Annotated in this window: 27 protein-coding genes; 15 read left to right on the plus strand and 12 right to left on the minus strand. The window is 56.6% G+C overall.

Translation table 11 applies throughout. From position 1 onward, the window contains the following. Positions 1–331 precede the first annotated feature (331 nt). The 7 genes from tsaD to QMG93_RS00035 form a co-directional block, all read right to left on the minus strand. The gene (gene tsaD / locus QMG93_RS00005; RefSeq protein WP_281932862.1) at positions 332–1,399 is read right to left on the minus strand and encodes a tRNA (adenosine(37)-N6)-threonylcarbamoyltransferase complex transferase subunit TsaD; all 1,068 of its coding nucleotides are present in this window, start codon (positions 1,397–1,399) and stop codon (positions 332–334) included. A gap of 52 nt (positions 1,400–1,451) precedes the next feature. Beyond that, positions 1,452–1,955, minus strand: a complete 504-nt coding sequence (gene rimI / locus QMG93_RS00010) for a ribosomal protein S18-alanine N-acetyltransferase (RefSeq protein WP_281932863.1) — start codon at positions 1,953–1,955, stop codon at positions 1,452–1,454. Between the two features lie 16 nt (positions 1,956–1,971). Continuing rightward, on the minus strand, positions 1,972–2,835 hold the full coding sequence (gene tsaB / locus QMG93_RS00015) for a tRNA (adenosine(37)-N6)-threonylcarbamoyltransferase complex dimerization subunit type 1 TsaB (RefSeq protein WP_281932864.1): 864 nt from the start codon (positions 2,833–2,835) through the stop codon (positions 1,972–1,974). Continuing rightward, a complete protein-coding gene (tsaE, locus tag QMG93_RS00020; RefSeq protein WP_281932865.1) occupies positions 2,832–3,308 on the minus strand; it encodes a tRNA (adenosine(37)-N6)-threonylcarbamoyltransferase complex ATPase subunit type 1 TsaE in 477 nt (158 codons plus the stop codon). Before tsaE ends, tsaB begins: the two co-directional genes overlap by 4 nt. A 15-nt stretch (positions 3,309–3,323) precedes the next feature. Continuing rightward, on the minus strand, positions 3,324–4,361 hold the full coding sequence (gene thiL, locus QMG93_RS00025) for a thiamine-phosphate kinase (RefSeq protein ID WP_309299640.1): 1,038 nt from the start codon (positions 4,359–4,361) through the stop codon (positions 3,324–3,326). Between the two features lie 292 nt (positions 4,362–4,653). Then, complete coding sequence (locus QMG93_RS00030; RefSeq protein ID WP_281932867.1) at positions 4,654–4,836, minus strand: H-type small acid-soluble spore protein; 183 nt, start codon at positions 4,834–4,836, stop codon at positions 4,654–4,656. Continuing rightward, positions 4,833–5,042 carry a hypothetical protein gene (locus QMG93_RS00035; protein WP_054977290.1) on the minus strand — a complete coding sequence of 70 codons (210 nt, stop codon included), beginning with the start codon at positions 5,040–5,042 and terminating at the stop codon, positions 4,833–4,835. The genes QMG93_RS00030 and QMG93_RS00035 overlap by 4 nt, the downstream gene beginning before the upstream one ends. Positions 5,043–5,235: 193 nt before the next feature. On the opposite strand from QMG93_RS00035, the gene QMG93_RS00040 reads away from it, so the two are divergent. Then, positions 5,236–6,096, plus strand: a complete 861-nt coding sequence (locus tag QMG93_RS00040; RefSeq protein ID WP_281932869.1) for a Ku protein — start codon at positions 5,236–5,238, stop codon at positions 6,094–6,096. A 32-nt stretch (positions 6,097–6,128) separates the two neighbouring features. Here QMG93_RS00040 and QMG93_RS00045 read toward each other — a convergent pair whose 3' ends face one another. After that, entirely contained in the window at positions 6,129–7,664 is a 1,536-nt protein-coding gene (locus tag QMG93_RS00045) for an ABC-F family ATP-binding cassette domain-containing protein (RefSeq protein ID WP_281932871.1), read from the minus strand. Between the two features lie 386 nt (positions 7,665–8,050). Between QMG93_RS00045 and QMG93_RS00050 the strand changes: the two genes are divergently transcribed. Further along, the gene (locus QMG93_RS00050) at positions 8,051–8,992 is read left to right on the plus strand and encodes an RNA ligase family protein (protein ID WP_281932873.1); all 942 of its coding nucleotides are present in this window, start codon (positions 8,051–8,053) and stop codon (positions 8,990–8,992) included. 318 nt (positions 8,993–9,310) lie between these two features. Here QMG93_RS00050 and QMG93_RS00055 read toward each other — a convergent pair whose 3' ends face one another. Together QMG93_RS00055 and QMG93_RS00060 are read right to left on the minus strand one after the other, a co-directional pair. After that, a complete protein-coding gene (locus tag QMG93_RS00055) occupies positions 9,311–10,765 on the minus strand; it encodes a sensor histidine kinase (RefSeq protein WP_413789243.1) in 1,455 nt (484 codons plus the stop codon). Then, positions 10,762–11,445: a response regulator transcription factor gene (locus QMG93_RS00060; RefSeq protein WP_010496046.1), complete on the minus strand. Its 684-nt coding sequence runs from the start codon at positions 11,443–11,445 to the stop codon at positions 10,762–10,764. Before QMG93_RS00060 ends, QMG93_RS00055 begins: the two co-directional genes overlap by 4 nt. Positions 11,446–11,631: 186 nt before the next feature. Here QMG93_RS00060 and QMG93_RS00065 point away from each other — a divergent pair, with 186 nt between their 5' ends. From QMG93_RS00065 to ligD, 4 genes are all read left to right on the plus strand, one after another. After that, entirely contained in the window at positions 11,632–11,985 is a 354-nt protein-coding gene (locus QMG93_RS00065) for a hypothetical protein (RefSeq protein WP_281932874.1), read from the plus strand. Positions 11,986–12,003: 18 nt separating this feature from the next. Beyond that, positions 12,004–12,981 (plus strand): FAD:protein FMN transferase, encoded by a 978-nt coding sequence (locus QMG93_RS00070; RefSeq protein WP_281932875.1) that lies wholly within the window; start codon positions 12,004–12,006, stop codon positions 12,979–12,981. A 25-nt stretch (positions 12,982–13,006) separates the two neighbouring features. Then, positions 13,007–13,561, plus strand: a complete 555-nt coding sequence (locus tag QMG93_RS00075; protein ID WP_281932876.1) for a ferric reductase — start codon at positions 13,007–13,009, stop codon at positions 13,559–13,561. A gap of 117 nt (positions 13,562–13,678) precedes the next feature. After that, positions 13,679–14,584, plus strand: a complete 906-nt coding sequence (gene ligD, locus QMG93_RS00080; RefSeq protein ID WP_281932877.1) for a non-homologous end-joining DNA ligase — start codon at positions 13,679–13,681, stop codon at positions 14,582–14,584. 27 nt (positions 14,585–14,611) lie between these two features. On the opposite strand, the gene cls is transcribed toward ligD, so the two are convergent. Continuing rightward, positions 14,612–16,042 carry a cardiolipin synthase gene (gene cls, locus QMG93_RS00085; RefSeq protein WP_281932878.1) on the minus strand — a complete coding sequence of 477 codons (1,431 nt, stop codon included), beginning with the start codon at positions 16,040–16,042 and terminating at the stop codon, positions 14,612–14,614. A 191-nt stretch (positions 16,043–16,233) separates the two neighbouring features. On the opposite strand from cls, the gene QMG93_RS00090 reads away from it, so the two are divergent. Genes QMG93_RS00090 through QMG93_RS00105 form a run of 4 tightly spaced genes read left to right on the plus strand, consistent with a single transcriptional unit; the run spans position 16,234 to position 20,734 of the window. After that, entirely contained in the window at positions 16,234–17,862 is a 1,629-nt protein-coding gene (locus tag QMG93_RS00090; protein WP_413789244.1) for a spore germination protein, read from the plus strand. Beyond that, positions 17,859–19,040 (plus strand): Ger(x)C family spore germination protein, encoded by a 1,182-nt coding sequence (locus QMG93_RS00095; protein ID WP_281932879.1) that lies wholly within the window; start codon positions 17,859–17,861, stop codon positions 19,038–19,040. The genes QMG93_RS00090 and QMG93_RS00095 overlap by 4 nt, the downstream gene beginning before the upstream one ends. Continuing rightward, positions 19,037–19,270 (plus strand): hypothetical protein, encoded by a 234-nt coding sequence (locus tag QMG93_RS00100; RefSeq protein ID WP_036693716.1) that lies wholly within the window; start codon positions 19,037–19,039, stop codon positions 19,268–19,270. The genes QMG93_RS00095 and QMG93_RS00100 overlap by 4 nt, the downstream gene beginning before the upstream one ends. 30 nt (positions 19,271–19,300) lie before the next feature. Beyond that, on the plus strand, positions 19,301–20,734 hold the full coding sequence (locus QMG93_RS00105; protein WP_281932880.1) for a GerAB/ArcD/ProY family transporter: 1,434 nt from the start codon (positions 19,301–19,303) through the stop codon (positions 20,732–20,734). Here QMG93_RS00105 and QMG93_RS00110 read toward each other — a convergent pair. Then, entirely contained in the window at positions 20,729–21,109 is a 381-nt protein-coding gene (locus QMG93_RS00110; protein WP_281932881.1) for a hypothetical protein, read from the minus strand. The genes QMG93_RS00105 and QMG93_RS00110 overlap by 6 nt on opposite strands. Positions 21,110–21,235: 126 nt before the next feature. Here QMG93_RS00110 and QMG93_RS00115 point away from each other — a divergent pair, with 126 nt between their 5' ends. The 5 genes from QMG93_RS00115 to shc all read left to right on the plus strand — a co-directional run bounded on the left by QMG93_RS00115 (position 21,236) and on the right by shc (position 25,669). Beyond that, on the plus strand, positions 21,236–22,246 hold the full coding sequence (locus QMG93_RS00115; protein ID WP_281932882.1) for a M23 family metallopeptidase: 1,011 nt from the start codon (positions 21,236–21,238) through the stop codon (positions 22,244–22,246). Further along, positions 22,246–22,647: a bactofilin family protein gene (locus QMG93_RS00120; RefSeq protein ID WP_281933259.1), complete on the plus strand. Its 402-nt coding sequence runs from the start codon at positions 22,246–22,248 to the stop codon at positions 22,645–22,647. Before QMG93_RS00115 ends, QMG93_RS00120 begins: the two co-directional genes overlap by 1 nt. 16 nt (positions 22,648–22,663) lie before the next feature. Further along, the gene (locus tag QMG93_RS00125; protein ID WP_281932883.1) at positions 22,664–22,924 is read left to right on the plus strand and encodes a hypothetical protein; all 261 of its coding nucleotides are present in this window, start codon (positions 22,664–22,666) and stop codon (positions 22,922–22,924) included. Further along, positions 22,893–23,651: an HAD family hydrolase gene (locus QMG93_RS00130; RefSeq protein WP_281932884.1), complete on the plus strand. Its 759-nt coding sequence runs from the start codon at positions 22,893–22,895 to the stop codon at positions 23,649–23,651. Before QMG93_RS00125 ends, QMG93_RS00130 begins: the two co-directional genes overlap by 32 nt. Before the next feature lie 107 nt (positions 23,652–23,758). Then, the gene (gene shc, locus QMG93_RS00135; RefSeq protein ID WP_281932885.1) at positions 23,759–25,669 is read left to right on the plus strand and encodes a squalene--hopene cyclase; all 1,911 of its coding nucleotides are present in this window, start codon (positions 23,759–23,761) and stop codon (positions 25,667–25,669) included. The last annotated feature ends 32 nt before the right edge of the window (positions 25,670–25,701 follow it).

The raw sequence follows: 25,701 nt of genomic DNA on the forward strand, positions 1-25,701 counted from the left end.
TCATTCTCTTTATGACACTCACTCGATGTTCAGTTTTCAAAGGGCAATTCATTTCCTAGCATTCCGATCGGTTAGTTCAACCTCTCAGAAGCGACCTCTTTAATGTATCACATCTGCTCTATCATTGCAAGCTTTATTTTTTTCAAGATTCGAAAGTCTCAAGTTTTTAAAGCCTGCCGCAGAAGCGACAAGGAGTAATATATCAAATCTGCAAACAGAAAGCAACCCTTTTTTATATTGAATTTTTTTCCGCAGGATGAATATGACTCTAAGCCATAACAAGGCCGCGGCCATCCGGGGCAACGGCGGCAGCGGCTTTGCAAAGAAGTAGTCAGACCGACCACGCTTCGAGCTTCAGCAGCGGTTCGGCTTTCATGTCGAACGGCGCGAATTGCCCGCGGCGGTATTTCAAAAAAGCCGCGGCGGCGATCATCGCCGCGTTGTCCGTGCACAGGCTGAGCGGCGGCGCCAGCAGCGGCACGCCCACTTCTGCGCAGCGAGCCTCGAGCGCCGCGCGCAGGCCCTTGTTGGCGGCGACCCCGCCGGCAAGGATGAGCTGCTTCGCGCCATAAGCGCGCACGGCGCGGAGAGCCTTCTCGACCAGGACGTCGATGACCGAGTCCTGGAAGCCTTTCGCCACGGCCTCCGGGGCCAGCGGCTGTCCTTTCATGGCGGCCTGATTCAGGGCCGCCAGCACAGCCGACTTCAGCCCGCTGAAGCTGAAGTCGTACGAATCCGGCTCCAGCCAGGCGCGGGGAAGCGTGACCGCTTCCCGGGCTTCGTGCGCCAGCCGGTCAATATGCGGGCCGCCGGGATACGGCAGCTTGAGCGCCCGCGCGACTTTGTCGTAAGCTTCGCCCACCGCGTCGTCCCGGGTCTGCCCGATGATGCGGAAGCGCCCCTCGGCTTCCACAAAAACAAGCTCGGTGTGGCCTCCGGACACGACCAGCGCCACAAACGGGTATTCCAGCTCATTCACGAGCTGATTGGCATAAATATGTCCGGCGATATGATGCACACCGATCAGAGGCAGCTCCAGCGAACAGGCCAGCGCCTTCGCCGCCACCATCCCGACCAGCAAGGAGCCGACCAGGCCGGGCCCTTGCGTCACGGCGACGGCGGCCAGCTCGGTCGGCTTCACGTTCGCCTTGTCCAGCGCCTCTTCAATAATCCAAGTGATGGATTCCACATGCTTGCGCGAGGCGACCTCGGGCACGACGCCGCCGAATCGCTGGTGCGTCTCGATCTGGCTGGACACAACGTTCGTCAAGATGTCTTTGCCGTCGCGGACAATCGCTACGGATGTCTCGTCGCAGCTTGTTTCCACAGCCAATATATAAACGGGTCCGCCGTCCCGGTTAGGGCGAACGGACACCGCTTCGTTCGATTGTTCGTTCATCGTCAATAAACCTCTCGTCTGTTCTCGAACCGCCGCAGGCAGCCGTTTTCTTTTATTTGGAGAGCCGTTCCGATTTGGGCAGATCCGCCCACATAATAATTGCATCTTCTTTATTGTCGGTATAATAGCCCCGTCGAATACCGGCGGAACGAAATCCCAGTTTCTCATATAAGCGCTGGGCAATCAAATTGGACGGGCGCACCTCCAGCGTCATGCGCAGCGCTCCGTAAAAAACGGCCGTCTGCTGCATTTCCACCAGCAGCCGCTCTCCGAGCTTGCGCCCGCGGTATTTTTCGCGAATCGCGATATTGGTGACATGCGCCTCCTCCATAATCAGCCACATGCCGCCGTAGCCCGCAATTTCGCCTTCGTATTCCAACACGAGATATTTGGCAAAATTATTGCTCGTCAGCTCGTTATAAAAAGCTCCGGCCGTCCAAGGTGTCGCAAACGATTCCTGCTCGATCTCGCAGATCACGGGGATGTCGTCCGTGTGCATAGGGCGAAAAAGCATGGCTCCGTCAAAGACAGGTTGCGCTTCGCGTTTAGGTTCCATATCGGACAGGCCTCCCCTAAGATTTCTTGGCGAGAAGTTTGGCTTCCGCTTCCGCCAATTGCGTATAGTTCGGAACCAACCCGTGAACATCCTCGGTCTCCCCCCGCTTCCACCGCATCAGGCCAAGCTCGGCGACATGACGGGCGCGCAGCTCATGCGGAGCTTCCGTTACCGTTCCGCCCCACCGGGAGGCAAACGAACGAATCGCTTCCTGATGCAGCTCCAGCTCGCCCGTAAAAACAACGCGGCCGGGTCCGGTTTCCGCCTCCGCACCCAAGGAAAGGAGCTCGTCCGTCCAGGATGCGGTCAGACGAATACCGTCCGGCACCCGGCGCTTCCAGCCCTCGGGCGATACGGCGTACAGCGCCGTAAATGCCTGTCCCCTCCGGGCGTCGATCAGCGGGACGACCCATGTCGTTTCCCCCGTCGCGCGCGCCGCGTCAAGCAGCGAATCCATCGCCTGAAGCGCTCCGCCCCGCACAGTTTCCCCGTCTTGAAGCGCGCCGAATTCCGAGGCGGAGCCGGCTCCGCCGAGCGCCAACGCTTCGAGCGTAGAGACGCCGAGCAAGGCCAGCTTCCGCGTCCAGGCAAAGGTTTTGGCCACGGTCACGCCGATGCGTACGCCGGTATAGGAACCAGGTCCGACGCCGACGGCAAACGCCGACAGCTCGTCCGGCCGGACGCCGCACTCCGCCATGAGCCGCTGCAAGGTCGGTACGAGATAGAGCGAATGGTTCCGCTCCGCTTTGGAAGTAATTTCCCCCAGGATTTCGCGTCCCCGGGTCAACGCGGTCGTCATCGACACGGTTGACGTATCGACGGACAGCATTAGCTTGCCGTCGCCATATAAAGTCGAATCTGATGCCGTATTCTGAATCATTTTAACCATCCGTTCTGTTGTAGCTTCACGCACCATGCTTCATAAGGGTCGCCTGACGGCTTGAGCGTGAAGCTTCGCTCGTTTTCTCCGTCGGTCTCAATCCGAATCTCCAACCGCTGCGGAGGCAAAATCTCTTCGATCAGCGAAGCCCATTCGACAAGCGTAATGCCGTTTCCGTAAAAGTATTCGTCAAGCCCCAAGTCATCCGCCTCTTCCAAAGACAACCGGTATACGTCCATATGATAGAAAGGGAACTTGGAACCTTCATATTCTTTGATGATCGTAAACGTAGGACTGTTCACGATGTCCGTGACGCCTATCGCCTTGGCTACCGCTTGCGAGAATGTCGTCTTGCCAGCCCCTAAGTCGCCGTCGAGCGTAATGACGGTTCCCGGGATAAACAACGAGGCCAAGCGTTCCGCCAATACGGAAGTATCGGCGACTTGACGGGCTTGAAATGCATAAGTGGCCATGTCAGGATCGTCCCTTCATCCGGTAAAATGATTATAGCCGCGCTTGGCGAGCGGTACCGTGCTGCCGTCGCTTCGCACAAGCCGTACGCCGGAATGCTCCCCGTGGACATATCCGATCAGATAGAGCGGCAGCCCCGCTTCCTTAAACTGCATCTGCAGCTCGACGGCGTGCTCGGCGGGCGCTGTTCCGATTAATTGGTAATCTTCGCCACCGTACAGCATGTAATCGAGCGGGTCCTTTCCTTGCTTTGAAGCATAGTCCAGCAGCTCGCCCGACACGGGAATCCGGTCTTCGATCAGATCGATTCCGATGTTTGACGCCGCGGCAATTTCCCACGCTTCGCTGGCGATCCCGTCGCTGACGTCGTTGAGCGCATGGCAGAAGCCGGACCGCCGCAGCAGCTCTCCGGCCTCGATCTGCGGCTCGGGACGGCAGTGTGCCCGGACAAGCCCGGGATACTGCTTTAGCTCCGGATCGGCGTCCCATTCCTCCGACGGCTTGTTTTTCCCTAGAAGCCATTCCAGTCCGGCCGCCGAATCACCGGTAAAACCGGTAATAAATACGACATCTCCCAGTCTGGCTGCCGAGCGGAGCAGCGCTTTGTCCGGTTCCGTTTCTCCGATCACCGTTACGGTCAGCGTGATGCCACCGATACACGACGTCGTATCTCCGCCTGCAACAACGACCCGGTAACGGTTCGCGCATTCGTACAACCCGTCGTACATCGCGCGCACCCGCTCCACCGGCGTCGACTTCGGCATGCTGAGTGCCACGAGGGCATACCGCGGAGTCCCTCCCATCGCGGCGATATCGCTGACGGCGGAAGCCATCGCTTTATACCCGATGTCCGTATCGCGCATCGTCGCCCGCTTGAAATGAATGTCTTCCGTCATCGTATCGCAAGTGAGAATCCACCGGCTATCCGAAGAGGCGCGAACGACGGCCGCATCGTCGCCGATCCCTGTCTCCACGCCGCCGGCCCGTTGAAAAGCGATCGTTTGCTTCCCGCCGTTCAGCAGGTCGATCAGAGTAAATTCGTCGACCGAGCTCACATCTATCCGCCTCCGCTTTCGTATTGAGAATTATTATAGCCGTTCCTTTGTATCTAGACAAACATGCCGTTTTGCTATTATTTCAGAGCGCCAAGTATCGTTCGAAACGCTCGTTGCTCCCGGATCTTTCAGGTATATCATACCACCGATCCCCTATCACTGACTATCGGCTCGCCCGATTGCAGGCAACCCGAGCCGCTTTACCGCAGCAAAAAAAGCTTCCCCCAGCCATGGGCCCTCTCGGCCTGCATGCTTTCGGAAAGCTTTTGCTCAAATACGGTCCTCGCGGGAGCTATTGGACTTCCTGCAGCTCGTCGACCGGAACGACGCGGGCGTCGGCAGGACGGTCTTCCACATGCACTTTAGCCGTTTCCTGCTCGGGGTCTACGCTGTCGATCCATACGGATACGCCGTTCAACTCCACGCTGACTTTTTCTTCAGCTTTCATAATTTCTTGAGCGCGGTACACTTTCATTGCCCGTTGTCCTCCCCACTGATGACCGATTCGGGATGATCCATCGTATCGGTCGTCGATTCCTCGATCAGTCCGTTATGGATCGTCACCTGCCCGCCGCCAAGACCTTCGTTGATCATCCGGTCGATGTCCATAAAATTGGAGTCCCGCCCTTCATGGGCCGCATCATCCGTAAACTTGCCGCCGGACGTGTTTGCTTCGCTCATGATTCCTTTTCCTCCTCTGACCAAAATGTTCGGGCCGGCATGACGATGCTTTTTGGCGATCCATGCAGCCTTCTTCTGTAGCATGTCCCAATTTCTTGCGCCGACATTCGTGCGCGGTGTAATGGGACGCTTCCATTTTGCGTATACTGTATAGAAAGTAGACGGCCAGCTCAGGCCCCCGGGAGGTACAGCGATGCATACAGTTTGGAAAGGCGCCATCAGCTTCGGCTTGGTGCACGTGCCCGTCAAGATGTTCTCGGCGACGGAAGACAAAGACATCTCGATGCGCATGATTCATAAGGATTGCAACACGCCGCTGAATTTCGTCCGCAAATGCCAGCACTGCGAGCGCGAAGTGGAGTGGGGGGAAATCGTCCGAGGCTACGAATACGAGCCGGGCTCGTTCGTGCTGTTCGAGAAGGACGAGCTGGAGAAGCTGACCGGCGAGATCACCAAAGAAATCAAGATTCTCGATTTCGTCGACTTGTCGGACATCGACCCGGTTTATTTTCAGAAAACGTACTACCTCGCTCCGAACGAAACCGGCGCCGGCGCCTATAGTCTGCTGCTCGAAGCGATGCGGCAAACGGGCAAAATCGGCATTGCCAAGGTGTCCATCCGCTCCAAAAGCAGCTTGGCCGCTATCCGCATTATCGACCGGTGCATTGCGATGGAGACGATTTTTTACCCGGACGAAATCCGCTCGGTGGATCATGTGCCGAACCTCCCGGAGCAGAGCAACGTCAACGAGAAGGAGCTCGAAATGGCGAAGCTGCTGATCGGCCAACTAGCGACGAAATTCGAGCCGGAAAAATACAAAGACGATTACCGTTCGGCCGTGCTGCAAGCGATCGAGTCGAAGGTTTCCGGCCAGCAGGTCCGCGTCGCGCCGGAGCCGCATAAAGCGAACGTCATCGATCTGATGGCTGCGCTGCAGGCGAGCCTCGAAGCGGTCAAACCGGTGGTGACCGAGCCGACGCCAGGGACGACCGAGAAAGCCAAAGCCGCGAAACCAAGAAAAGGCAAAGCGAAAACGAAAGAAACGATCGGCTAAGCGCCGATCGTTTCTTTGTGCCGGGACTGCGCTTACTTGCTCCAGTCCTGCAAACGCCAAACCTGAGTAATCCAATCTTCATAAAATTCCGGCTCGTGGGAAACGATCAAAATGGTCCCTTTGTACTCCTTCAGCGCTTCCTTGAACGCTTCCTTCGCCCGGACGTCCAGATGGTTTGTCGGTTCGTCCAGCACGAGAAGATTGCTGTCCGTCAGCATGAGCTCGCACAAGCGGACCTTCGCCTGCTCCCCGCCGCTAAGCGAGCTGAGGCGCTGCCGGATGTGCTTTTCGGTCAAGCCGGCCATGCCGAGCGTCTGCCGGATTTCCTTCTGCGTCTTATCCGGCCGCAGCGACCACAGCCGCTCCAGCGCGGTTTCGTCCGAAGGCAATTGTTCCTGGGCGAAATAAGCCGGTGTGACCCGTTCGCCGAGCTGTACCGTTCCGCTTAACGGCGGCAGCAGGCCCAGCATCGTTTTGAGCATGGTCGATTTCCCGACGCCGTTGTACCCGACGACCGCCACTTTTTCCCCGCGCTTCATTTGCAAGCTTACCGGAACGGACAGAGGCTCCGTATAGCCGAATTGCAGCTGCTTCGCTTCCATGATCCGGGTCACGGGTTCCACATGAACATGAAAGCTGTAACGGGGCCGCGGCCCCGACGTCGGTTTCTCGATCCGCTCCATTCGCTCCAGTGCTTTTTCCCGGCTTTTCGCCTGCTTGGCTTTTCGATTCCGGTTCTTTTGAATGAAACTCTCCAGCCGGTCGATTTCCTTCTGCTGGCGCTCGTACGCGTCCTGCCATTGCAATCGGTTCAGTTCATAACTTTTGACGAATGCGGCATAGTTCCCGGCGTAACGCTTGATCGTCTGATGCTCCAAATGAAAGATCGTCGTTGTAATTTCATTCAGGAAGGCCTCGTCGTGCGAGACAACGAGATACGCCTGCTCGTAACGCTTCAAATAGCCGGTCAGCCATTCGATATGCACGTCGTCCAAGTAGTTGGTCGGCTCGTCGAGCAATAATACGTGCGGCTCCTCTAGCAGCAGCTTGCCCAGGAGCAGCTTCGTGCGCTGCCCCCCGCTCAGCTTGTCGACCTCCCGGTCTTTGCCGAGCTCAAGAATGCCTAGTCCGGCCGCCACCTCTTCGATCTTGGCATCGATGCCGTAAAAATCGGCATGCTCCAGCCGACTCTGCAGCTCGCCGTACCGGGTTAGCAGCGGTTCGAGGTCGGCGTCCGCCGCGGCCATTTGCTCTGCTACCTTATGCAAGGCACGTTCCAGCTCATACAGATGAGCGAAAGCGCCCCGCAGATAGTCCATAATCGTCATTCCCGCCTGCAGATCGGCATGCTGCTCCAAATAACCGACCCGCGCTTGCGGAAGCCATTCGATCTTGCCCGTATCAGGAAGCAGTTGTCCCGCCAAGACGCGCAGCAAAGTCGACTTGCCGGCCCCGTTGCTGCCGACGAGTCCCGCATGCTCCCCCCGCAGCAGCCGGAACTGGATATTTTGAAATATTTTTTTATCCCCATACGTATGGGTAAGCTGTTCGACGTTCAACATACTCATGAAAGCTCTCTCCTTTTCGCTTCAGGTTCGAAGCCAACCGGAGAAACAGCCGGACAAAGCTCTATTCAATTAGCTTAGGTTATATGGAAAACAAAAAACGGGCAAGGCGAACACGCCCTGACCCGTTGCAAATTGTATCATTTGAACGAAAGGAATCGAGTTCTTTATCTACTGTTCTTCGGTTGGCTTAGGGTGAAAAATGGGCAGACTTCTCCCGTTTAAGCCAAATTCCGTTTCAGAACAGTCGATAAGAAAAACATTTCCTTTCCACCTCGTTATACCAAAGTTAATTGTTTTGCACCTTTAACTATATCGAGCCGCGGGCCGTTATGTCAAGCGACAAAAGGGAATAACTGTTAACAAACGAATTCTAGGGAGGCTCTCTCATGTTGAACCCGGTCGTTCCCTTCGAACCGATAAGCACCGACTCGTTTCCCAAAGGCGGCGAATGGATCGCGCAGATCAAATGGGACGGCGTGCGCATGCTATCCTACTGCGACGGCTCCAAGGTCCAACTCGTCAATCGAAGATTGAACAATCGGTCCTTGCAATATCCCGAGTTTTTGTCTCCTTCCCGCTACTGCTCCGCCTCTTCATTCATATTGGACGGCGAATTCATCGCCTTCGATCATCACAAGCCGTCGTTTCACGAGATCATGAAGCGGGACAGCCTAAGAAAGCAGCAAAATATCGAGCTCGCCGTCACGCAGACCCCGGTCACGTACATGATCTTCGACGTTTTATTTAACGGCGGACAATGGGTCACGGATAAGCCCCTTTCGGAGCGACAGCGCATTCTGCAGGAGATTGTCATCCCACAGCCCGATGTGCAAACGGTGCAAAACTTCGCCGATCCCGACGAGCTGCTGCAGGTGATGATCAAGCATCAGATGGAGGGCGTCGTCTGTAAAAATCTGAACAGCACGTATATGATCAGCGGCAAGGATAAACGGTGGCAGAAGCGCAAAATATTTTATGATCTGCTGGCCGTCGTAGGAGGTGTTACGTACCGGGACAATATCGTCAATTCGCTCCTGCTCGGCTTGTACGACAGGCAGGGCAGCCTCTACTACATCGGGCACGCAGGTACTGGAAAGGTGACGCAGCAGGAGTGGCGGGAGCTGACGGCGCGCGTTGCGTCCATAAAGACGAAAGCGAAGCCGTTCTTGAACGAGCCCGAACGGAGCAAAGACGCGGTCTGGATCGTTCCGCAAATCGTGGTGAAGGTGCAGTTTATGGAGTGGACCCCCGGGCATACGATGAGGCACCCCAGTATACAGGCGTTTGTCGAGACGGACCCCGGCGAGTGCAAATTCCCTAACACATAAAAAAGCAAGCGGACGATTTCCAATTGCGCAAAGTGTCGAGAAAGAGTTTTTGACTGACATAGAGAGATACATACGAAGGTGGGGTATCTACTGTAGGAGCGATAGCGTTCGCCTTTGTCTGCGGGAAATGTCCGCTGTTAAGCGGCTTCAATCAAAATTTCCTGCGGACGCGGGGTCCCCGCAAAGTACTCGGACTTAGCTTCCCTGATTGAACTTCACTTTGCGGGGTGGGGCAGTGACCGGAAGTAGATACCCCACCCTCTCGTACACCCTCTATGACCTCAATTAATCACTTTCTCAATAAGCTTAAGCGTACGATTACTCGTCCGCATGCGGGCCTCCGCTCACCGGAAGGCGAATGGTAAAGCTGGAACCTTCGCCGACCCGGCTATTCACTTCAATCGTGCCGTCGTGAAGCTCGACGATTGATTTTGTAATCGACAGTCCCAGCCCGGCCCCTCCGTAAATGCGGGCCCGCGACGAGTCGATCCGATAAAACCGTTCGAACAAGCGCGGCACATGCTCCTCTGGGATACCGCTTCCGTTATCGTGAACCGTCAGCAGAGCCTCCTCCTGCGTTTGCTCCAGCGAAACCCTGACGATGCCCTCAGCTGGATCGGTATGCTGAACGGCGTTGTGGAATAAATTAAGCAACACTTGCTTGATTTTGTCTTTGTCGATGCGGGCGGACACGTCAGGCTGAACGGAGAACTGCACGTTTCTCCTGCCTGCCAGCAGCCGGAGCTGCGGTTCCATTTCATCGACAATATCGCTCAGCGCTTCTTCCTTCAAGTCCACGGTCGGATGACGATCCAAGCGGGCCAAGAGCAGCAGGTCCCGAACCAGCTTGTTTAACCGCTCCGACTCCCCGTACATGCTCCTGAGCGCTTTGTCCAACTGATCCGGCTTCTGGGCCGCTCCCCGCAGCAGCACCTCAAGAAACCCGTGAATCGACGTAAGCGGCGTACGCAGCTCGTGCGAAGCATCCGCAATAAAGCGCCGCATCTGCTCTTTCGCTTCCTTCTCCGTTTCGAACGAAGCTTCCAGCCGCTCCAGCATCCGGTTAAACGACCGGGAGAGCCGGTCGATCTCCAACTGGCCTTGATGCGCCGGCAGCCGCTCGTCCAGCTTCCCCGCATCGATCTGCTCCACGGTTTCGATCATGTTGGAAAGCGGGACGAGGGTTCTTCGCAGCACGGGAAGAAATGCGGCAACCCCGATCCCCAGAGCGGTCGCAGCCAAAGCCAGGAAGGTCCAAAGCTGGCTGAGCAGCACATCCCGAATCGGCTCCATGCTCGTGCTGATCTGCGCAAGACGCCCGCGCGGAGCGATCCGCTGTAGAACGACCAGTTGGTCCATCCCTTTGTCGTCCCTGACAATCTGATAGCGCGGCTGCCTTTGCTCCCGCCCCAAAGCCTCCCGGTACTCCTCGGCGGAAAGCCGCGGCACCGATCCGGCGCGAGGATTGTTCGTGACGACCCGGAAGCTGTCGCCCGGCCCGACGAACGCCAGCGAAGCTTCGGGTAGAAAAGGACCCCTTGTCCGGCCGTTGTCGAAATTCGGGTTCGCCCATATATCCAGCGGAATGGAAAAAAACTGGCTTTGGATGCTAGCGACTTTATTTTTAATCAAAAATTGCTCCATAAACACATATTGCAGTACGCCGATCAACAGCAGCAGTCCCGCCAAAATAAACAACGAACGGGACAGGAGCTGAAGGCGAAGCGAACGGGGCGCGAAGATACGCCGGATCCGATACCACCCCCGCATCATCCGAGGTCTACCCGGTAGCCCGATCCCCGGAGAGTCCGAATGATCCGGTGCTCCTTGTCATTCAATTTATCGCGGAGCGAGCGGATGTACACTTCGACGATATTGTCCTCCCCGCCGAAATCGTATCCCCAGACCTTGTCCAAAATGACCGTTTTGCTCAGGACCAAGCCGTGATTGACGACCAGAAAAGACAGCAGCTCATATTCCGTCGGCGAAAGCTCCAGCACCCGGTCTTCGTAGCGGATTTCTTTGCGGCGGTCGTCGATGCGAAACGGCCCGTACGCCACCTCCGCGAACAGATGGGGAAACTGGTTGCGAAGCCGCGCATAAATCCGGGCCAGCAGCTCCTCGAAGCTGAATGGCTTGACCATATAGTCGTCGGCCCCGAGCGTCAGTCCCTTGACCCGGTCTTCCACTTCTTCCTTGGCCGTCAGCATGATAATGGCGACGTGCTCGGTTTTCTTCAGCATCCGGCATACCTCAAACCCGTCCATGCCGGGCATCATGACGTCCAGAATGACGATATGCGGCCGGGCTTGCTTGGCTAACGTGACGGCCGTAAATCCGTCCGGCGCGGTAAAAACTTCAAAGCCTTCGTTTTGCAGGCCCAGCTCCAAAAACTGGACAATATTCGGTTCGTCGTCGACGATTAATATTTTTACGCCTTTGATTGGCTGCATGATGTCACCTCTCTTTGATTGGCTGCATGATGTCACCTCTCTTTCATTGTACACCAATCCCAGCCGGTTGACGGACGCGTTCGGGATGATTCAGCGAACTTTCAGTTTATCTTTATGTTCCTTTCATCTGCGCGTTCTACAATAAACGCATTCCGCCAAACCATCTCCCCGGGGAGTGAACACTCGATGAAAACAACGAAATGGACCAAGTGGCAGCTAGGCATCATCGGCGCAGTGGGGATCGCCTTTTTATTCCGCGAGGTGAAGGATAGTCCTAATTTCGCGCTGGCCGCGCAGCAGCATCAACCGCAGGACAAAGCGCTAGCCGCTCAGGGAACGCAGCAGCAGGACCCCGTGATGCAGGAATGGAGAAGCCGGAGCCGGGCGAGTGATTCCGATTCTAATGCGGGTTCCGGAAAACACCGGAACCTGCATTGGAATCGTTTGGATGCCGGGCACTTTGGCGGCAGCTCCTCCAGCACGCCGGATGCGGCGACCCCGGGCGATACGACCATGAGAACAAGAACGGGACGTTCATAAGGAAAAGAGCTGATTTTCATGAAAGATAAACTGCATCATGCCGCCTTTCGGGCGATGGATACGGATATAGATGTAGCGTACCTCGGGTGCCCGGAACCCCTCGATCTGGAAGATCAGGTCCGCGATTGGTTCGAATTCGCCGAAGAACGGTTCAGCCGTTTCCGGCCGCAAAGCGAGCTCTCCTATCTCAACCGTTCGGCCGGTCGAATCTGCATGGTTTCGGAGACGATGCTGGAGGTGCTTCTGTTGGCGGAATCGTACCGCAAACGGACGGACGGCATGTTCAATCCGCTTATACTGAAAGCCTTGAAAGCGGCAGGATACGATGCTACCTTCGACCAAGTCCGTCAGCGTCAGGGACACCGGAATGCACCCGGTCCTGACTCTATCCGTATAGACGCGAGTTGGGAGCTCGATGCCGCGATGAAATCCGTTCGCCTCCCGCCGCATGCGGAGATCGACTTGGGCGGCATCGTCAAGGGCTGGGCCGTCAGCCGTTTGGCGCGCTGGATGCGGGAGGTTTGGGCTGTACCGTGCGGCATGGTAAACGCCGGAGGCGATCTGGCCGTCTGGGGAGCATCCCATCGCGATAAGGGACAAAGCTGGCTGATCGGAATCCAGAATCCGTGGAATCCGGGCGAAGACGCGGGGGGTCTGCACTTAGGGGTAGGCGCGGCGGCGACCTCAAGCACGCTGGGCAGGCAGTGGCTGACCCATGGAAGCGTCATGCATCATTTGATCGATCCTCGTACGATGTCCCCGAGCCGGAGCGAAGTCGTACAATGCACCGTAGCCGGCAGCGATGCGGTCGAATGCGAGATTTGGGCCAAGACGATATGCATCGCCGGTCTCGAGCATGGCTTGTCCCTGTTTCGAGCCGAGGCCACAGGCTGCGAGGCGCTTGTCTTTTTGCGCGACGGACGCATTCATTTCATTGGAGCCGACACCTCGCCGACTGTCCGCTGGCAGCTTCCGACAGCAACGCTTAGACATTGAAAAACATTTAAAGGAGGGCGCCGACATGATTCCATGGATCGTCGATTGGCCCGTTTGGCAGATCATTCGGGTGACAGGCATCGTTTCTTTCGTTAGCCTTTCACTGGGGATCGCTCTTGGCATCATGTATAGTTACCCGGTATGGCCGGCAAAAAGCAAAACGAAGCTGTTCAAGCTGCATCGGCTTTTCAACAACGCCGGTATCGTGCTTATGCTTTTGCACGCCGCTTTTCCGGTAATCAGCACGTACATGCCGTTTTCCTGGAAGGAAGTGCTGCTCCCTTTTGCCGCGCAGCATGATGCGGTCCTCAACGGAATCGGCACGCTGGCCGGTTACGGGCTGATCGTCGTTTTATTGTCGACGGATCTTCGCAATGCCATCGGTAAAAAGCTTTGGCATTTGATCCATTTGCTGTCTTATCCGATCTTTATTTTGGTCGCGGTACACGGGTTTTTCCTCGGCTCGGATACGGTAATGGCCGGAATCCGATGGACCTACATCGGTTCGTTCATTTTGATTGGGCTTCTCACGATCGGGCGTTTGATGTTCCTGTCCTCTCCGGGGGCGGCCGTGAAGTAAGAAAAACGGCTCGTTTAAGCCGTATTCAGATGTTAAAAAGAAAGGGGCGGGATATACTAATTAACAAACCATCGGCGCGCTGAACGCTTGCGCCCCATGAACTAGGAGGGATTGCCGATGCCCGCACCCGCCAAATATCCGAAAACGAAAGGGACGCTGATCGTCGAAGGCCGGGAGCTGACGATAACGAACCCGGATAAGCCGCTGTGGCCGGAGAAGAAGATTACGAAAGCGATGTATCTGCAAAAGCTCGCCGAGCTTTCCCCTTACCTGCTGACGTATTGCCGCGACCGTTATCTAACGACCATCCGGTTTCCTCATGGCTGGAACGACAAGTCGTTTTACCAGAAAAACGTCCCTGAGCCGACACCCGATTTCGTCAAAACGGCGATGCTGGAATCGATCCGCTACGTTCATCTGGATTCCCTGCCGACGCTGCTGTGGCTGGGGAATTTGGCCTGCCTGGAGTTCCATCCCTCGTTTCACCGGATCGGCGAGACGCTGCCCGTCGAATGGGTAATCGATATTGACCCGAGCGTCGATCCCGAGCCGCGCATTATGGAGGCGGCCCAGATTATCGGCGGCATTCTCGACGGCATGAATATCCGGTCCGTACCGAAAACGTCCGGCGCCACCGGCGTGCAAATCTACGTCCCGATTGCCCGGGAGCGCGGCTATACGTTCGAGCAGCTCCGGCGGATCGGACAATTCGTCGCCACGTTCGCAGTGCAAAAATACCCGAAGCTGTTCACCGTCGAGCGGCTCAAAAAAGACCGCGGCACCTTGATTTATATCGATTATCTTCAGCACTGGTACGGCAAAACCCTGTCCGCTCCCTATACGCCGCGCGCCCGCAAGGACGCTACGGTGTCGACTCCACTGGCTTGGGACGAAGTGGCGCTCCGCCCCGATCCCCGGGATTTTCACGTGCTGAACATTATGCAGCGCCTACAGCAAAAAGGAGACCTGATCGCTCAAGTCCCCCCGCAGCCGTTGGATCACGTGCTGTCCTTTATTCGTTAGCCCGGGAAATCGGAGCCGCACCGCTTGTTAGAAAAGCGGCGACAGGAGCCGCGCAATGACTTCCTTGCCCTTCTGCCAGCGGGAGCGCTTCTCGAACGCCTCCAGCTTGACCTCGCGGCTTTCCTTCAAATCGAGAATAAAATCGGTTTCCAACCGGTGAATCGTTTCTTTGTCGAACAATACGGCGTTCAGCTCGAAGTTGTTGTAAAAGCTGCGCATGTCCATATTCGCGGTACCGACCGAAGCGAGCAGATCGTCGATCAGAATGACCTTGGCATGGATAAAGCCTTTTTGGTAGGCATAGAAGCGGACGCCGACCTGCATCAGCTCTTCCAGATACGACCGGGAAGCATAGTTCACGATGCGCGAATCCGCCTTTTGCGGGAAAATGATCCGGACGTCCACCCCGCTGATCGCCGCCGTCTTCAGCCCCATGATAATGCTCGGATCGGGGATGAAGTAAGGGGTGGTAATGTAAATTCTCCGCTTGGCCGCCGTGATCGATGCGAAAAACATCTCCAGAACGGCATCCCAATGCGCATCCGGCCCGCTTGAAATAATCTGTACGGGCTTGCGGCCCGCGCAATCGTGCTCGGGGTAAAATTCCGAATCCGCCAGCCGCTTTCCACTCACAAACATCCAGTCGGTCAGAAACGTATACTGCAGCGAATACACCGCGTCGCCTTCCAGCTCCAAATGCGTATCCCGCCAGTACCCCAACTTGGGATTCGCCCCCAGGTATTCGTCTCCGATGTTGATTCCCCCGAGAAAGCCGCGGACGCCGTCAATGACGACGATCTTGCGGTGATTCCGGTAATTCATCCGCTTGTCGAAAAAAGCAATCACCGCCGGCAAAAAGAAGTATACCTCGCACCCGGCCTGCTTCAGCTCTTGAACGAATTTGCTATCGAGCTGGTAGCTGCCGATGCCGTCGAAGATGCAGCGCACCTTCACGCCTTCCTGCGCTTTACGGATCAGCAGTTCATGAAACTGTCGGCCGATGCCGTCGTTGCGAATGGTGTAGAACTCAAAATGAATATGCCCCTTCGCCTGTTCCATGGCAGCCAGTATCGCCGGATAAGCCGCGGTGGCGTCGGTCAACACTCGCACCTCGTTATGTATCGTAATGAGGGCACCGGGAATGTTATTGAGCAGCGAGAACAGCCTGGGCTCGTGCCGCCAGCCTTTCAGCCGGTCCTCCTCGGGCTGAAAATCCGCCGAATGCTGCTTTTTGCCGAGATGCCGTATATCGTTCACGAGCCTCAGCCCGTTGCGCTTCACTTTTTTCCGCTGCGTGTATTCTTTAGCCAAAAAATAATACATGACAAACCCGATGACCGGAATGAGAAACAAGATGAAAAGCCACGCCATCGCCTTGGCCGGGCGGCGAAACTCCCCGACCAGAATCGTGAGAATCTGAATGATGAATAAGGTCAGTGCGATGACGAGCCACAGCACGTCGTCATTCCTCCTTTTTACAACAGCAGGCGCTTTCCAATCTGTCCTAGCTTTTACCTCTACCCGCCCGCCTATTCCTCATTATGGCACAGGAATCCGACGATTTGTCATAAAATTTCGCAAATGGTGGAAAATATACAAGACACGCTCGGCAATGCTTGGATAAGATGCCGCGAGCAGGAAGGAGTGTCATGATCCACCCAAAAAACCGCAAGAAAAAAGGACAGGACGCCCCGGATCACCCGCTGCGGAAAGCGGAATACCGTTTTATCGACGAGCTGCGCTCCGTCCCTGTCTTTATGAGCATCGAAGACAACAAAAGCTATTTGGAGGAGCTGTTCAAGGACTGCTCCGATTTCGTCATTCGCGAGTTCCGCATCGAGCAAAGCTTGCCGGCGATTTTGTTTTTTGTCGACGGCATGGCCAAGACGGAGCTGGTGAACGAAACGATGAAGTCGCTGATGATTCTGGAAGGCGGAGAGGATTTGATCGACAACATCTCCGATATGACGCTGCCCGTCTCTCAGATTCAGAAGGCGGACAATTATGCGGATATGCTGCTTTCCGTACTCGGCGGCGACACGGGGCTGATCGTCGAGCATAATAACAAGGCACTGCTGCTCGGCATGAGGGGAGCGGAAAAAAGATCCATCAACGAGCCCGATACCGAGTCGGTCGTACGCGGCCCCCGCGAGGGCTTCGTGGAAAATATCCGGACCAACACGTCCATGATCCGCCGCAAGCTGAAAACGCCGCATTTAAAAATGAAGCCGATGATCCTCGGCCGGGAAAGCAACACCAATGTTGTCGTTACCTATCTGGACGATCTGGCCGACCCGAGCGTCGTCCATGAAGTGGTCAAACGTCTCGAAAAAATAAAAATCGACGCCGTACTGGAATCGGGCTATATCGAAGAGCTCATACAAGATTCGACGTATTCGCCCTTTCCGCAGCTTCAATATACCGAACGGCCTGATGTCGTCGCGGCCGCCCTGCTCCAAGGGCGCGTCGGCATTCTGATAGACGGGACGCCGTTTACGCTGATCGTACCGTTCGTCTTCGCCGAAATTATGCAGGCCAGCGAGGATTACTACGAGCGGTACCAGATTGCTACACTGATCCGTTGGCTGCGGTATACGTTTATGATCCTGTCCTTGCTGACGCCGGCCTTATACGTCGCTATTACAACCTACCATCAGGACCTGCTCCCTACGTCTCTGCTGCTGTCGGTCGCCGCCGCCCGGGAAGCGATCCCGTTCCCGGCCGTCGTCGAAGCGCTGATCATGGAAGTGACCTTCGAGGCGCTGAGGGAAGCGGGCATCCGGCTGCCTAAAGCGATCGGATCGGCGGTCAGTATTCTGGGCGCACTCGTTGTCGGACAGTCGGCGGTGCAGGCAGGCATCGTATCGGCGCCGATGGTGATCGTCGTATCGCTTACCGGGATTGCCTCGTTCACGATCCCGCGGTTTAACGGAGCGATCGCGATACGAATGCTGCGTTTTCCGATCCTGATCGCCGCTTCACTGTTCGGGATGTACGGCATCTTGGTTATGATCATGCTGATCATGGGGCATCTGGCCAATCTCCGCTCCTTCGGCATTCCTTACTTATCGCCGATCGGACCGCTATCTTCCGGCGACCTGAAGGATATTCTCTTCCGCTCGCCTTGGTGGGCGATGGGAAAACGTCCTTCCTTTATGCCCCTGCAGGATAGCAAGAGGTTAGACGATACGCTGCCGAAGGAAATAACGGAGCAATCCGGCCAGCGGGGCAAAACCATCGACCATGCGATAGAGGAAGGAAAGGAGCCTGTGGAATGAAATCGTGCCGGACCCGCCTATCCCTTGTTCTGCTCTCCCTGCTCTGCCTAACCGGGTGCTGGGACCGGGTGGAAATCAACGACACTGCCTTTATTTTGACGACCGCGGTGGATGTGGAGCAAGACGGCAAGATCCGGTACAGCGTGCTGCTGCCGCTCCCTGGCAGTATGGGTGGAGCCTCCGGGGGCGGAGGCGGAACGGCCGGAACGAAAAGCTACTACATTGATTCCGAAGTCGGCACCACGTTTCGGGAGGCGCAGGCCCGGCTGCAGCGGCGGATGTCCCGCCGCATGTTTTTCGCGCACCGCAGAACCTTGTTGATCGGCGAGGACTTTGCCAAACAGGGAATCCGGAACCTCTTCGATACGACGCCCCGCTCTCCGGAAACCCGGATGACGCTTTATATGGTCGTCACCAAAGGAAAAGCTTACAAGCTGCTGCAAGCAACGCCGCAGTTCGAGCGTTTCCCGTCGGAAGCGATCCGGGAGCTTGTGAAGGCCCGGAACGTCATCCCTATCAACATGAAGGAAGTCGCCCTCTCGCTCAGCAGCCCCGGCAGCGATGCCGTAACGGTCTACATGGGTGTAAAGGAATCGAAAAAAAACTCCAAGAACACGAAGAAATCGAAGGAAATCGAATTCCTCGGCTATGCACAATTTCGCGAAGACAAAATGACCGGCGTATTTGAGAATGCGGAGGCAAGCGGGCTCGCCTGGCTAAGAAGCATGCCTGTACAAGCAACCGCTACTGTAAAAATCGAAGACCGGTATACGATTACGCTGAGTATTTTCGATTCGAAAAGCCAGATTCGGGCCCATACGGCAAGCGGGAAGCTCCGGTTTGACATCCGCACGGAAGCCAAGGCCAAAGCAACCGAAGTCTTGGGCATGTACGACCTCAGCCAAACTGGCAAGGTCCAAAAGGTGGAGGAAGCGATGAACCGTTACATCGAACAAGCGATGCGTAAAGCGATCCGCAAAATGATCGCCAACCGTACCGATTCCGCGCAATTCGGATCGTACTTGTGGCGGGAGCATCCGAGGCTCTGGGAGAAGAAGTTCGCTTCGCGATGGCCGGCCGGGATGAAGGATGCCGATTTCCGCATACAGGTAAAAAGCGTGCTTACGGAAACAGGCCTGATCTACGAAAACGTAACGAAAGCGGAGCGTACCCGATGAACTCCCAGTTTCTCGTATGGTTTATGGTGCTGATGGCGTTTCATTTATTTTTGAACTTGAAGCATTGGGCGAGGCAGCCGAAGGCAACGGCACGGCTGTACACATTTATTACGCTTGTGACACTGGGTCTCTTTCTCTGCGTGGCGTCGGGCTATCAGCCCCCGATGCCGACACGTTTTTTCATCGAGCGGGTATCGCCGTGGGTCTTCTCAATTATCCATCCTCAATAAACGAAGCGATGGAGGAAAGCGGGTGAACACATGCCTGTCAACACGCAAGTTATTAACCAAAGACAGCTCTCCTGGCAGGTCGGATCGCTGCTGATCAGCGGCGGGCTGCTTAGCATTCAGCATGATCTGATCCGGGTCGCGCATATGGATACCTGGTTCGTCTATTTGCTGCCCACCGTTTATATCCTTTTCATCGCATATGTGTTTACACAGCTCAGTATGCGGCTTCCGGGAAAGCATCTTTTCGAGATCAACTTTATTTTGTTTGGCCGCTGGTTCGGCATGCTCGCGAACATGGTGCTGCTGATCCATCTATGGTTCATTCTGGTACGCGATCTGCGGATGTTGGGCAAATTTATCGGCACGCTTCTTCTCCCGAATACCCCCGAGGAAATGCTCGTTCTGCTCCTCGTCGTCATGCTTATGTTTTACGGCCGAACCAGTGCCGAAGTGATTTCCCGGGTCAACGACTTGTTTTTTCCCGTTTTCTTCGCGCTCACGTTAATGCTGCCGTTCCTGTTGTCCAACGAAATGAGCTTCCGTTTACTGCAGCCGATCCTGACGACTCCGCCTAAGCAGCTCGGATACGCAGGCCTTCTCAGTATCGGCTGGTATGGGGATATCATCATTGTGGGGGCGTTTTTGCATATGATCTGGAATTCCAGACAGATTCACTCCGCCCTCCGGCACGGTTCGCTGATGGCTACGGCGCTGCTGTCGCTTCTCCTCCTTATGGAAGTAGCCGTCCTCGGGCCGAACATTCCCGGCAACCTGATTTACCCGGATTACAGCTTGGTGCAGCACATTCAAATTACGGACTTTTTGGACCGGTTGGATTTGTTTTTTCTGAGCATCTGGTTCCCGATTATCGTCGACAAGATAATCTTCATCTATCTCGCCTTCCTGATCGGGATCACCAGCCTGATCAGGCAAAGGGACTACACGCTTATCAATTCCCCGGTCAGCCTGTTTTTGCTGCTAACCACGATTCTCGCATTCAAGAGCACGCCGGAGGTATTCAGCTTCGGCAATTACAGTTCGCCCGTGTTAGTGCTCAGCTATCAGCCGGCGCTGCTGGCGGCGATACTCCTGCTCATGCGAAGATTCCCGAAACGAAGCCCCGAGCACCATGGGGAGAGATCTTCTTCGGGGAAAAGTCAGGGACATGACCGGGACGGAACATCTAAAGGAGGAAATCGCCACCCGGGGAAACAGTTTGGCGCGCGTCTGGGCGCAATATCGGGACGAACCTGGCTGCGGGCCGGCAACGTGCTGCTCGTCCTCGGATTTGTTTTCGTCGGCGCGGGCCTTAGCTTCAGCCGGAACTATGCGATCGTCGGCAAGCTGGCCGGCTTCGGCTATGCAATCGTTCTGGCGTTATTGCTGTTCGTCACGCACATGGAGATGCGGAAAGCCAAGGACCTCGCAGCGAGGAGCTCCCCCAATTCGGCGCAGACGTCATGACTGGGCAAGCTCGATCCAGACGATCCGGCTCAAGGGGATGAGAATGATCAGTTCCTCCTCTTCTCCAGCCCGGTTTACGAGCAGCTCGACAAAATCGGTCCCGGTGCGGAGCAGAACCGCCTCGAATGTGTCGGCATACGCTGTCTGGACGTTTACGAGGGGGCCCGCCCCCTTCTTCCGGACATCAAAAAGGACGATTTCCTGCATAGAGGCGGGCACGAAGTAGCGCTCATCTACCCGGATAAACCGTTTGCCGACCTGATTCAGCACGCCCGCTCCGCTGTCGAAGCCTTCGGCCAGCAGAGCGATATCCCGCTTCAGATGAATCGTCAGACGTTCCAGCAGGTCCATGCGGGTTGTATGTAAAAATGACAAGCGAATCCCTCCATCACACACCAAACTTTTGCTATTAAGTATGTGTATGTGAAAGGCAGACATTTCTTGACCGGCCTTGCCGAATAAACGCCTCGGACCGAGGCTGATCTACCGAAAGGAGCCGTCATGAAGTTCACGTGGTTTCAAAGCAAGCTGACGTTCGTCATCATTCCCGAAGCGAACGGAAGCGTGGTTCGCCTCAAGCTGTCCCGCGCCGCCCTATGGTGCGCAGCCTCTCTTATGCTGCTACTGTTCGGGACGACCTGCATTCTCTCGATTCGCAGCCTGCATTCCACCGTTTCCGTTTCGCTGAAATCGGTGGAGATGAAAGGGCGGACGGCGCAGCTGGAGCAAGATATACACCGGAAAAACGCAGCCATCGAACGGCTGCAAAACGATATTTATGCGCTTTCGAAGCAAGCCTCAGAAGTTCGGAGCCAAATGGAGCGGATGAAGCGGCTTGAGCAGGATTTGCACAAGCTGGCTCCCGGCAGCGTCGAGCGCCGGAAAGCCGGCGGACCGCCGGTATCCACCGCCGTTTCTGCCGGCGCAGGGGGGATGGGGGGTGAAGCGTTCCCCGTCACTGAGAGGCAGACGCACGAGCTCGCCGCGGCGACGGGAGCCCGTTACACGGCGCTGCACGCCGAGATGAAGGAGCTTGCCTCCCGGCTCGGCCAAACGAAGCGCCAGCTTCAGGAGAAGCAGGAGCGGCGGCAGCGCACGCCCGATATATGGCCAACGCTATCCAAAGTCGTTACCTCCACTTACGGCTACCGCAAAGACCCGTTTACGAAAAAGCTCAGCTTCCATCGCGGCATTGACATTGCGGGTAAGCTGGGCGATCCGGTCTATGCGGTTGCAAGCGGCGTCGTGCACTCGGTCGCTTATGACAAGCTGCATGGGCACAACGTCGTTATCGAGCACGATAAAGGGCTGCGGACGTGGTACATGCATCTGAACAGCACACAGGTGGGCCGGGGCAATAAGGTGGATAAAGGACAGGCGATCGGTCAACTGGGTACAACCGGCCGAAGCACCGGCCCCCACCTTCACTACGAGGTGCTGCTTAGCGGCAAAAGCACCGATCCTGCCCCCTATATGCCAAGCGATAACCGAAAAAAGGAGAGGAACAAGTGATGTTTCGAATGAACGGTTGGCGAAGCCGGTCTTCGCGTTCCGGGCGCTCCGTCTCGCTGATCGGCGAGGGAAGCGTCCTCGAAGGAGCGTTCCGCTCGGAAGCCGACGTGCGCATCGAAGGCGAGTTTCAAGGTGTGCTTCAAGCCGCAGGCGAGGTGGCGATCGGAGCGAAAGGGATCGTTCGCTCCACCGATCTGCGCGCCCGCGACGTGGTCATCGCCGGAAAGCTGGACGGACGCGTCGAGGCGGAGGGTATCGTCCGCATCACCCCGACGGGCCGTTTGGTCGGCACCGTCCGCGCCGCTACGCTTATTATCGAGCCCGGGGCCGTGTTCCAAGGCCAGAGCGAGATGGGCCAAACGCCGCAGGAGGATGCGTCCCTTGTCATAGCCGTGCTATAATGAAGAGAAAAGCTTTTTGTTGTTGAGGTTGATGGCCTTCGTTCAGGCCGCTTCCGGCCTGCGAGAAAAAAGGCTCGCTTTCACTCAGACACGTTTTTCACGAATCCTTGGATTCCATTTTAAGCAGATGGGATTCGTGAAAAAAACTCGCGGCGATCCTTTTTTCTCTACGGCCTTCAGGCCTTTGCAAAAACAAGGCATTCAAAAAAACAACAAAAAGCTTAGAGAGAGTAGGAGAAAGCGCTATGACAACTACGCAGCAAACAATACTGTTTGATATGGACGATACGCTTCTGTATTGCAACAAATTTTTCGATATGGTGATCGACCAATTCGCGGACCAAATGGAAGCGTGGTTTCACGGCTACCATCTGTCCATCGGGGAAATCAAGAAAAAACAATCAGAAATCGATTTGGAGCGGGTGCTTGTCAGCGGCTTTGCGCCGGACCACTTCCCCCAATCGTTCGTCGATACGTACGAATATTACACCGATTTGACCGGCCGGTCCAAAAATGAAGCGGAAGTCAAACGGCTGATCGAGCTCGGCGCTTCCGTCTACGGTCATAGCATCGAGCCGTATCCATATATGGAAGAAACACTCCGCATGCTGCAAGAGGACGGTCATACGCTTCATTTGTACACCGGAGGGGACCCGACGGTGCAAATGCGCAAGGTAAAAGAAGCGGAGCTGGAACGGTTCTTCGGCAACCGGATCTATGTCACGCGCCATAAAAACGCCGAATACCTCGACGGACTCATCCGCGCGAACGGATTCGACCGGAACAACACCTGGATGATCGGCAATTCGCTTCGCACCGATATTATCCCGGCGCTCAAGGCGGGTATTCACGCCATTTTCATGCCTGCGGAGCTGGAGTGGGCCTACAATCAGGTCGAAGTGGACGTTGAGCCTGCGGGCGCTTATTTCACGCTGTCTTCCTTGCGGTACATCCCCGAAACGATTCGCGACTATACGGCCGTGAAAATCACCGCAGGCTCCTGACCGCCGCCGAAATACCGGGCCGGAGGCCCACGCGCTCGCCCGCTCTCACGAGCCCGCGCATGATTTGCCGGGTGCCCCCATACAATGTTGGGGAAAGGGTGATGTGAATGAGCAGCCTCCACCGGAACGTCGAAACCGCCACCGATCGTTTGATGCAGATGCTGCTGACGCGGCAATCGCAGGACGGGACGTGGCGTTTTTGCTTTGAAAACGGGATCGTGACGGACGCGTATCTGATTCTGTTATTAAGCTCGTTAAACGTAAAGGACGAGAACCTTATATGGCGTTTAACAAACCGGATTTTAGCGAAGCAGGAAGCGAACGGCGCGTGGAAATGGTTTTACGACGACGGGGACGGGCATTTGTCGGCGACGGTTGAGGCTTACGCAGCGCTGCGGTATGCCGGACTGCCCGCTTCCGACGAGGCGATGACGCGGGCGAGACGGTTTATTTTATCCAAGGGCGGCCTGCGGAACGTCAGCGGCTTGTTGACCAAGGCGATGCTGGCTATCATCGGTCAGTATCCTTGGCCGCGGCCCTTCCCCTTTCCGCCTGAATTGCTGCTGCTTCCCCGGTCGTTCCCACTGAGCTTTTACCGCTTTTCCAGTTACGCACGCATGCATTTGGCGCCCATTGCGATATTGGGTGTCCGGCAGTTCACGGTCAAAACGGCCGGGACGCCCGACTTGTCCGAGCTGCTGCCGGCCCGCGGGCGCTGGTCGGCGCATGCCGAGGGAATGGATCTCGGGGAAGACCGGCGCCTCTCCGGATGGTGGAACGACATTCAACGCGCTCTGCATAAGCTGCCCTATCTGCCGCAGGAGCTCCGCCGGCTGGCGCTCCGGCATGCCGAGCGCTATATGCTTGAGCGGATCGAACCTAACGGGACGCTGTACAGCTATGCGTCCTGTACGTTCCTGATGGTGTATGCGCTGCTGGCGCTTGGGTACGACGAGCGGCATCCCGTCATCACACGTGCGGTACAAGCGCTGATCTCGCTCGCCTGCGAACCCGAAGGGCAGCTTCACATTCAAAACTCGCCCTCCACCGTCTGGGATACGGCCCTCCTTAGCCATGCGCTGCAGGAAGCGGGGCTGCCGGCCTCGCATCCGGCGATCCGCCGGGCGGACGCCTACCTCCTCTCGCGCCAGCACACGAAGCTCGGCGATTGGAGCGCCGATGTCGCGAACCCCGTTCCCGGCGGCTGGGGGTTCTCCGACGTCAATACAATCGTGCCGGACGTGGACGATACGACCGCCGCGCTGCGGGCCCTGCGCCGAAGTCCCGGACGGCCCGAGGCCGGATATGGCGAAGCAAGAAGCCGCGGCCTCTATTGGGTGCTGTCGATGCAGAACGACGACGGCGGCTGGCCGGCCTTCGAGCGGAACAAAAATTCCCCTCTGCTCGCCGCCCTTCCCGTCGACGGCGCGGAAGCGGCTATTGACGCTTCGGCCGCGGACCTGACCGGGCGCGCACTGGAATATTTGGGCACTTGGGCGGGACTCCGCCAGGAACAGCCGTTCATCCGGCGCGCCGTCCGGTGGCTGCTTGACCATCAGGAGCGGAACGGCTCCTGGTACGGCCGTTGGGGCATCTGCTACATTTACGGCACATGGGCCGCCGTAACCGGGCTCGCGGCCGCCGGGGTTCCGCCGGATCAACCGGAGCTGCAGCATGCGGTGCGATGGCTCGCCGGCATCCAAAACCCGGACGGCGGCTTCGGCGAATCGTGCCGCAGTGACCGGGCCAAGCTCTACATCCCGTTGGGCGCCAGCACGCCTTCGCAGACCGCCTGGGCGCTCGATGCGCTGATTGCCGTACATCCGGCGCCAACCGACGCCATCAACCGGGCGGCACGTGCGCTGGCGGACATGCTGGAGGCCGGGGACGCCTCTTGGCCGGCCAAGTATCCTACCGGAGCAGCGCTGCCCGGCGATTTTTACGTACGCTATCACAGCTACAACCTGATCTGGCCGCTGCTGGCGCTGGCGCATTACAGGAACAAATACGGGTCCTGACCGTACGAAAGCCAACGAACAGGAGACAACAA

It is taken from the genome of Paenibacillus tyrphae (assembly GCF_027925525.1).
Lineage (GTDB): Bacteria > Bacillota > Bacilli > Paenibacillales > NBRC-103111 > Paenibacillus_G > Paenibacillus_G tyrfis_B.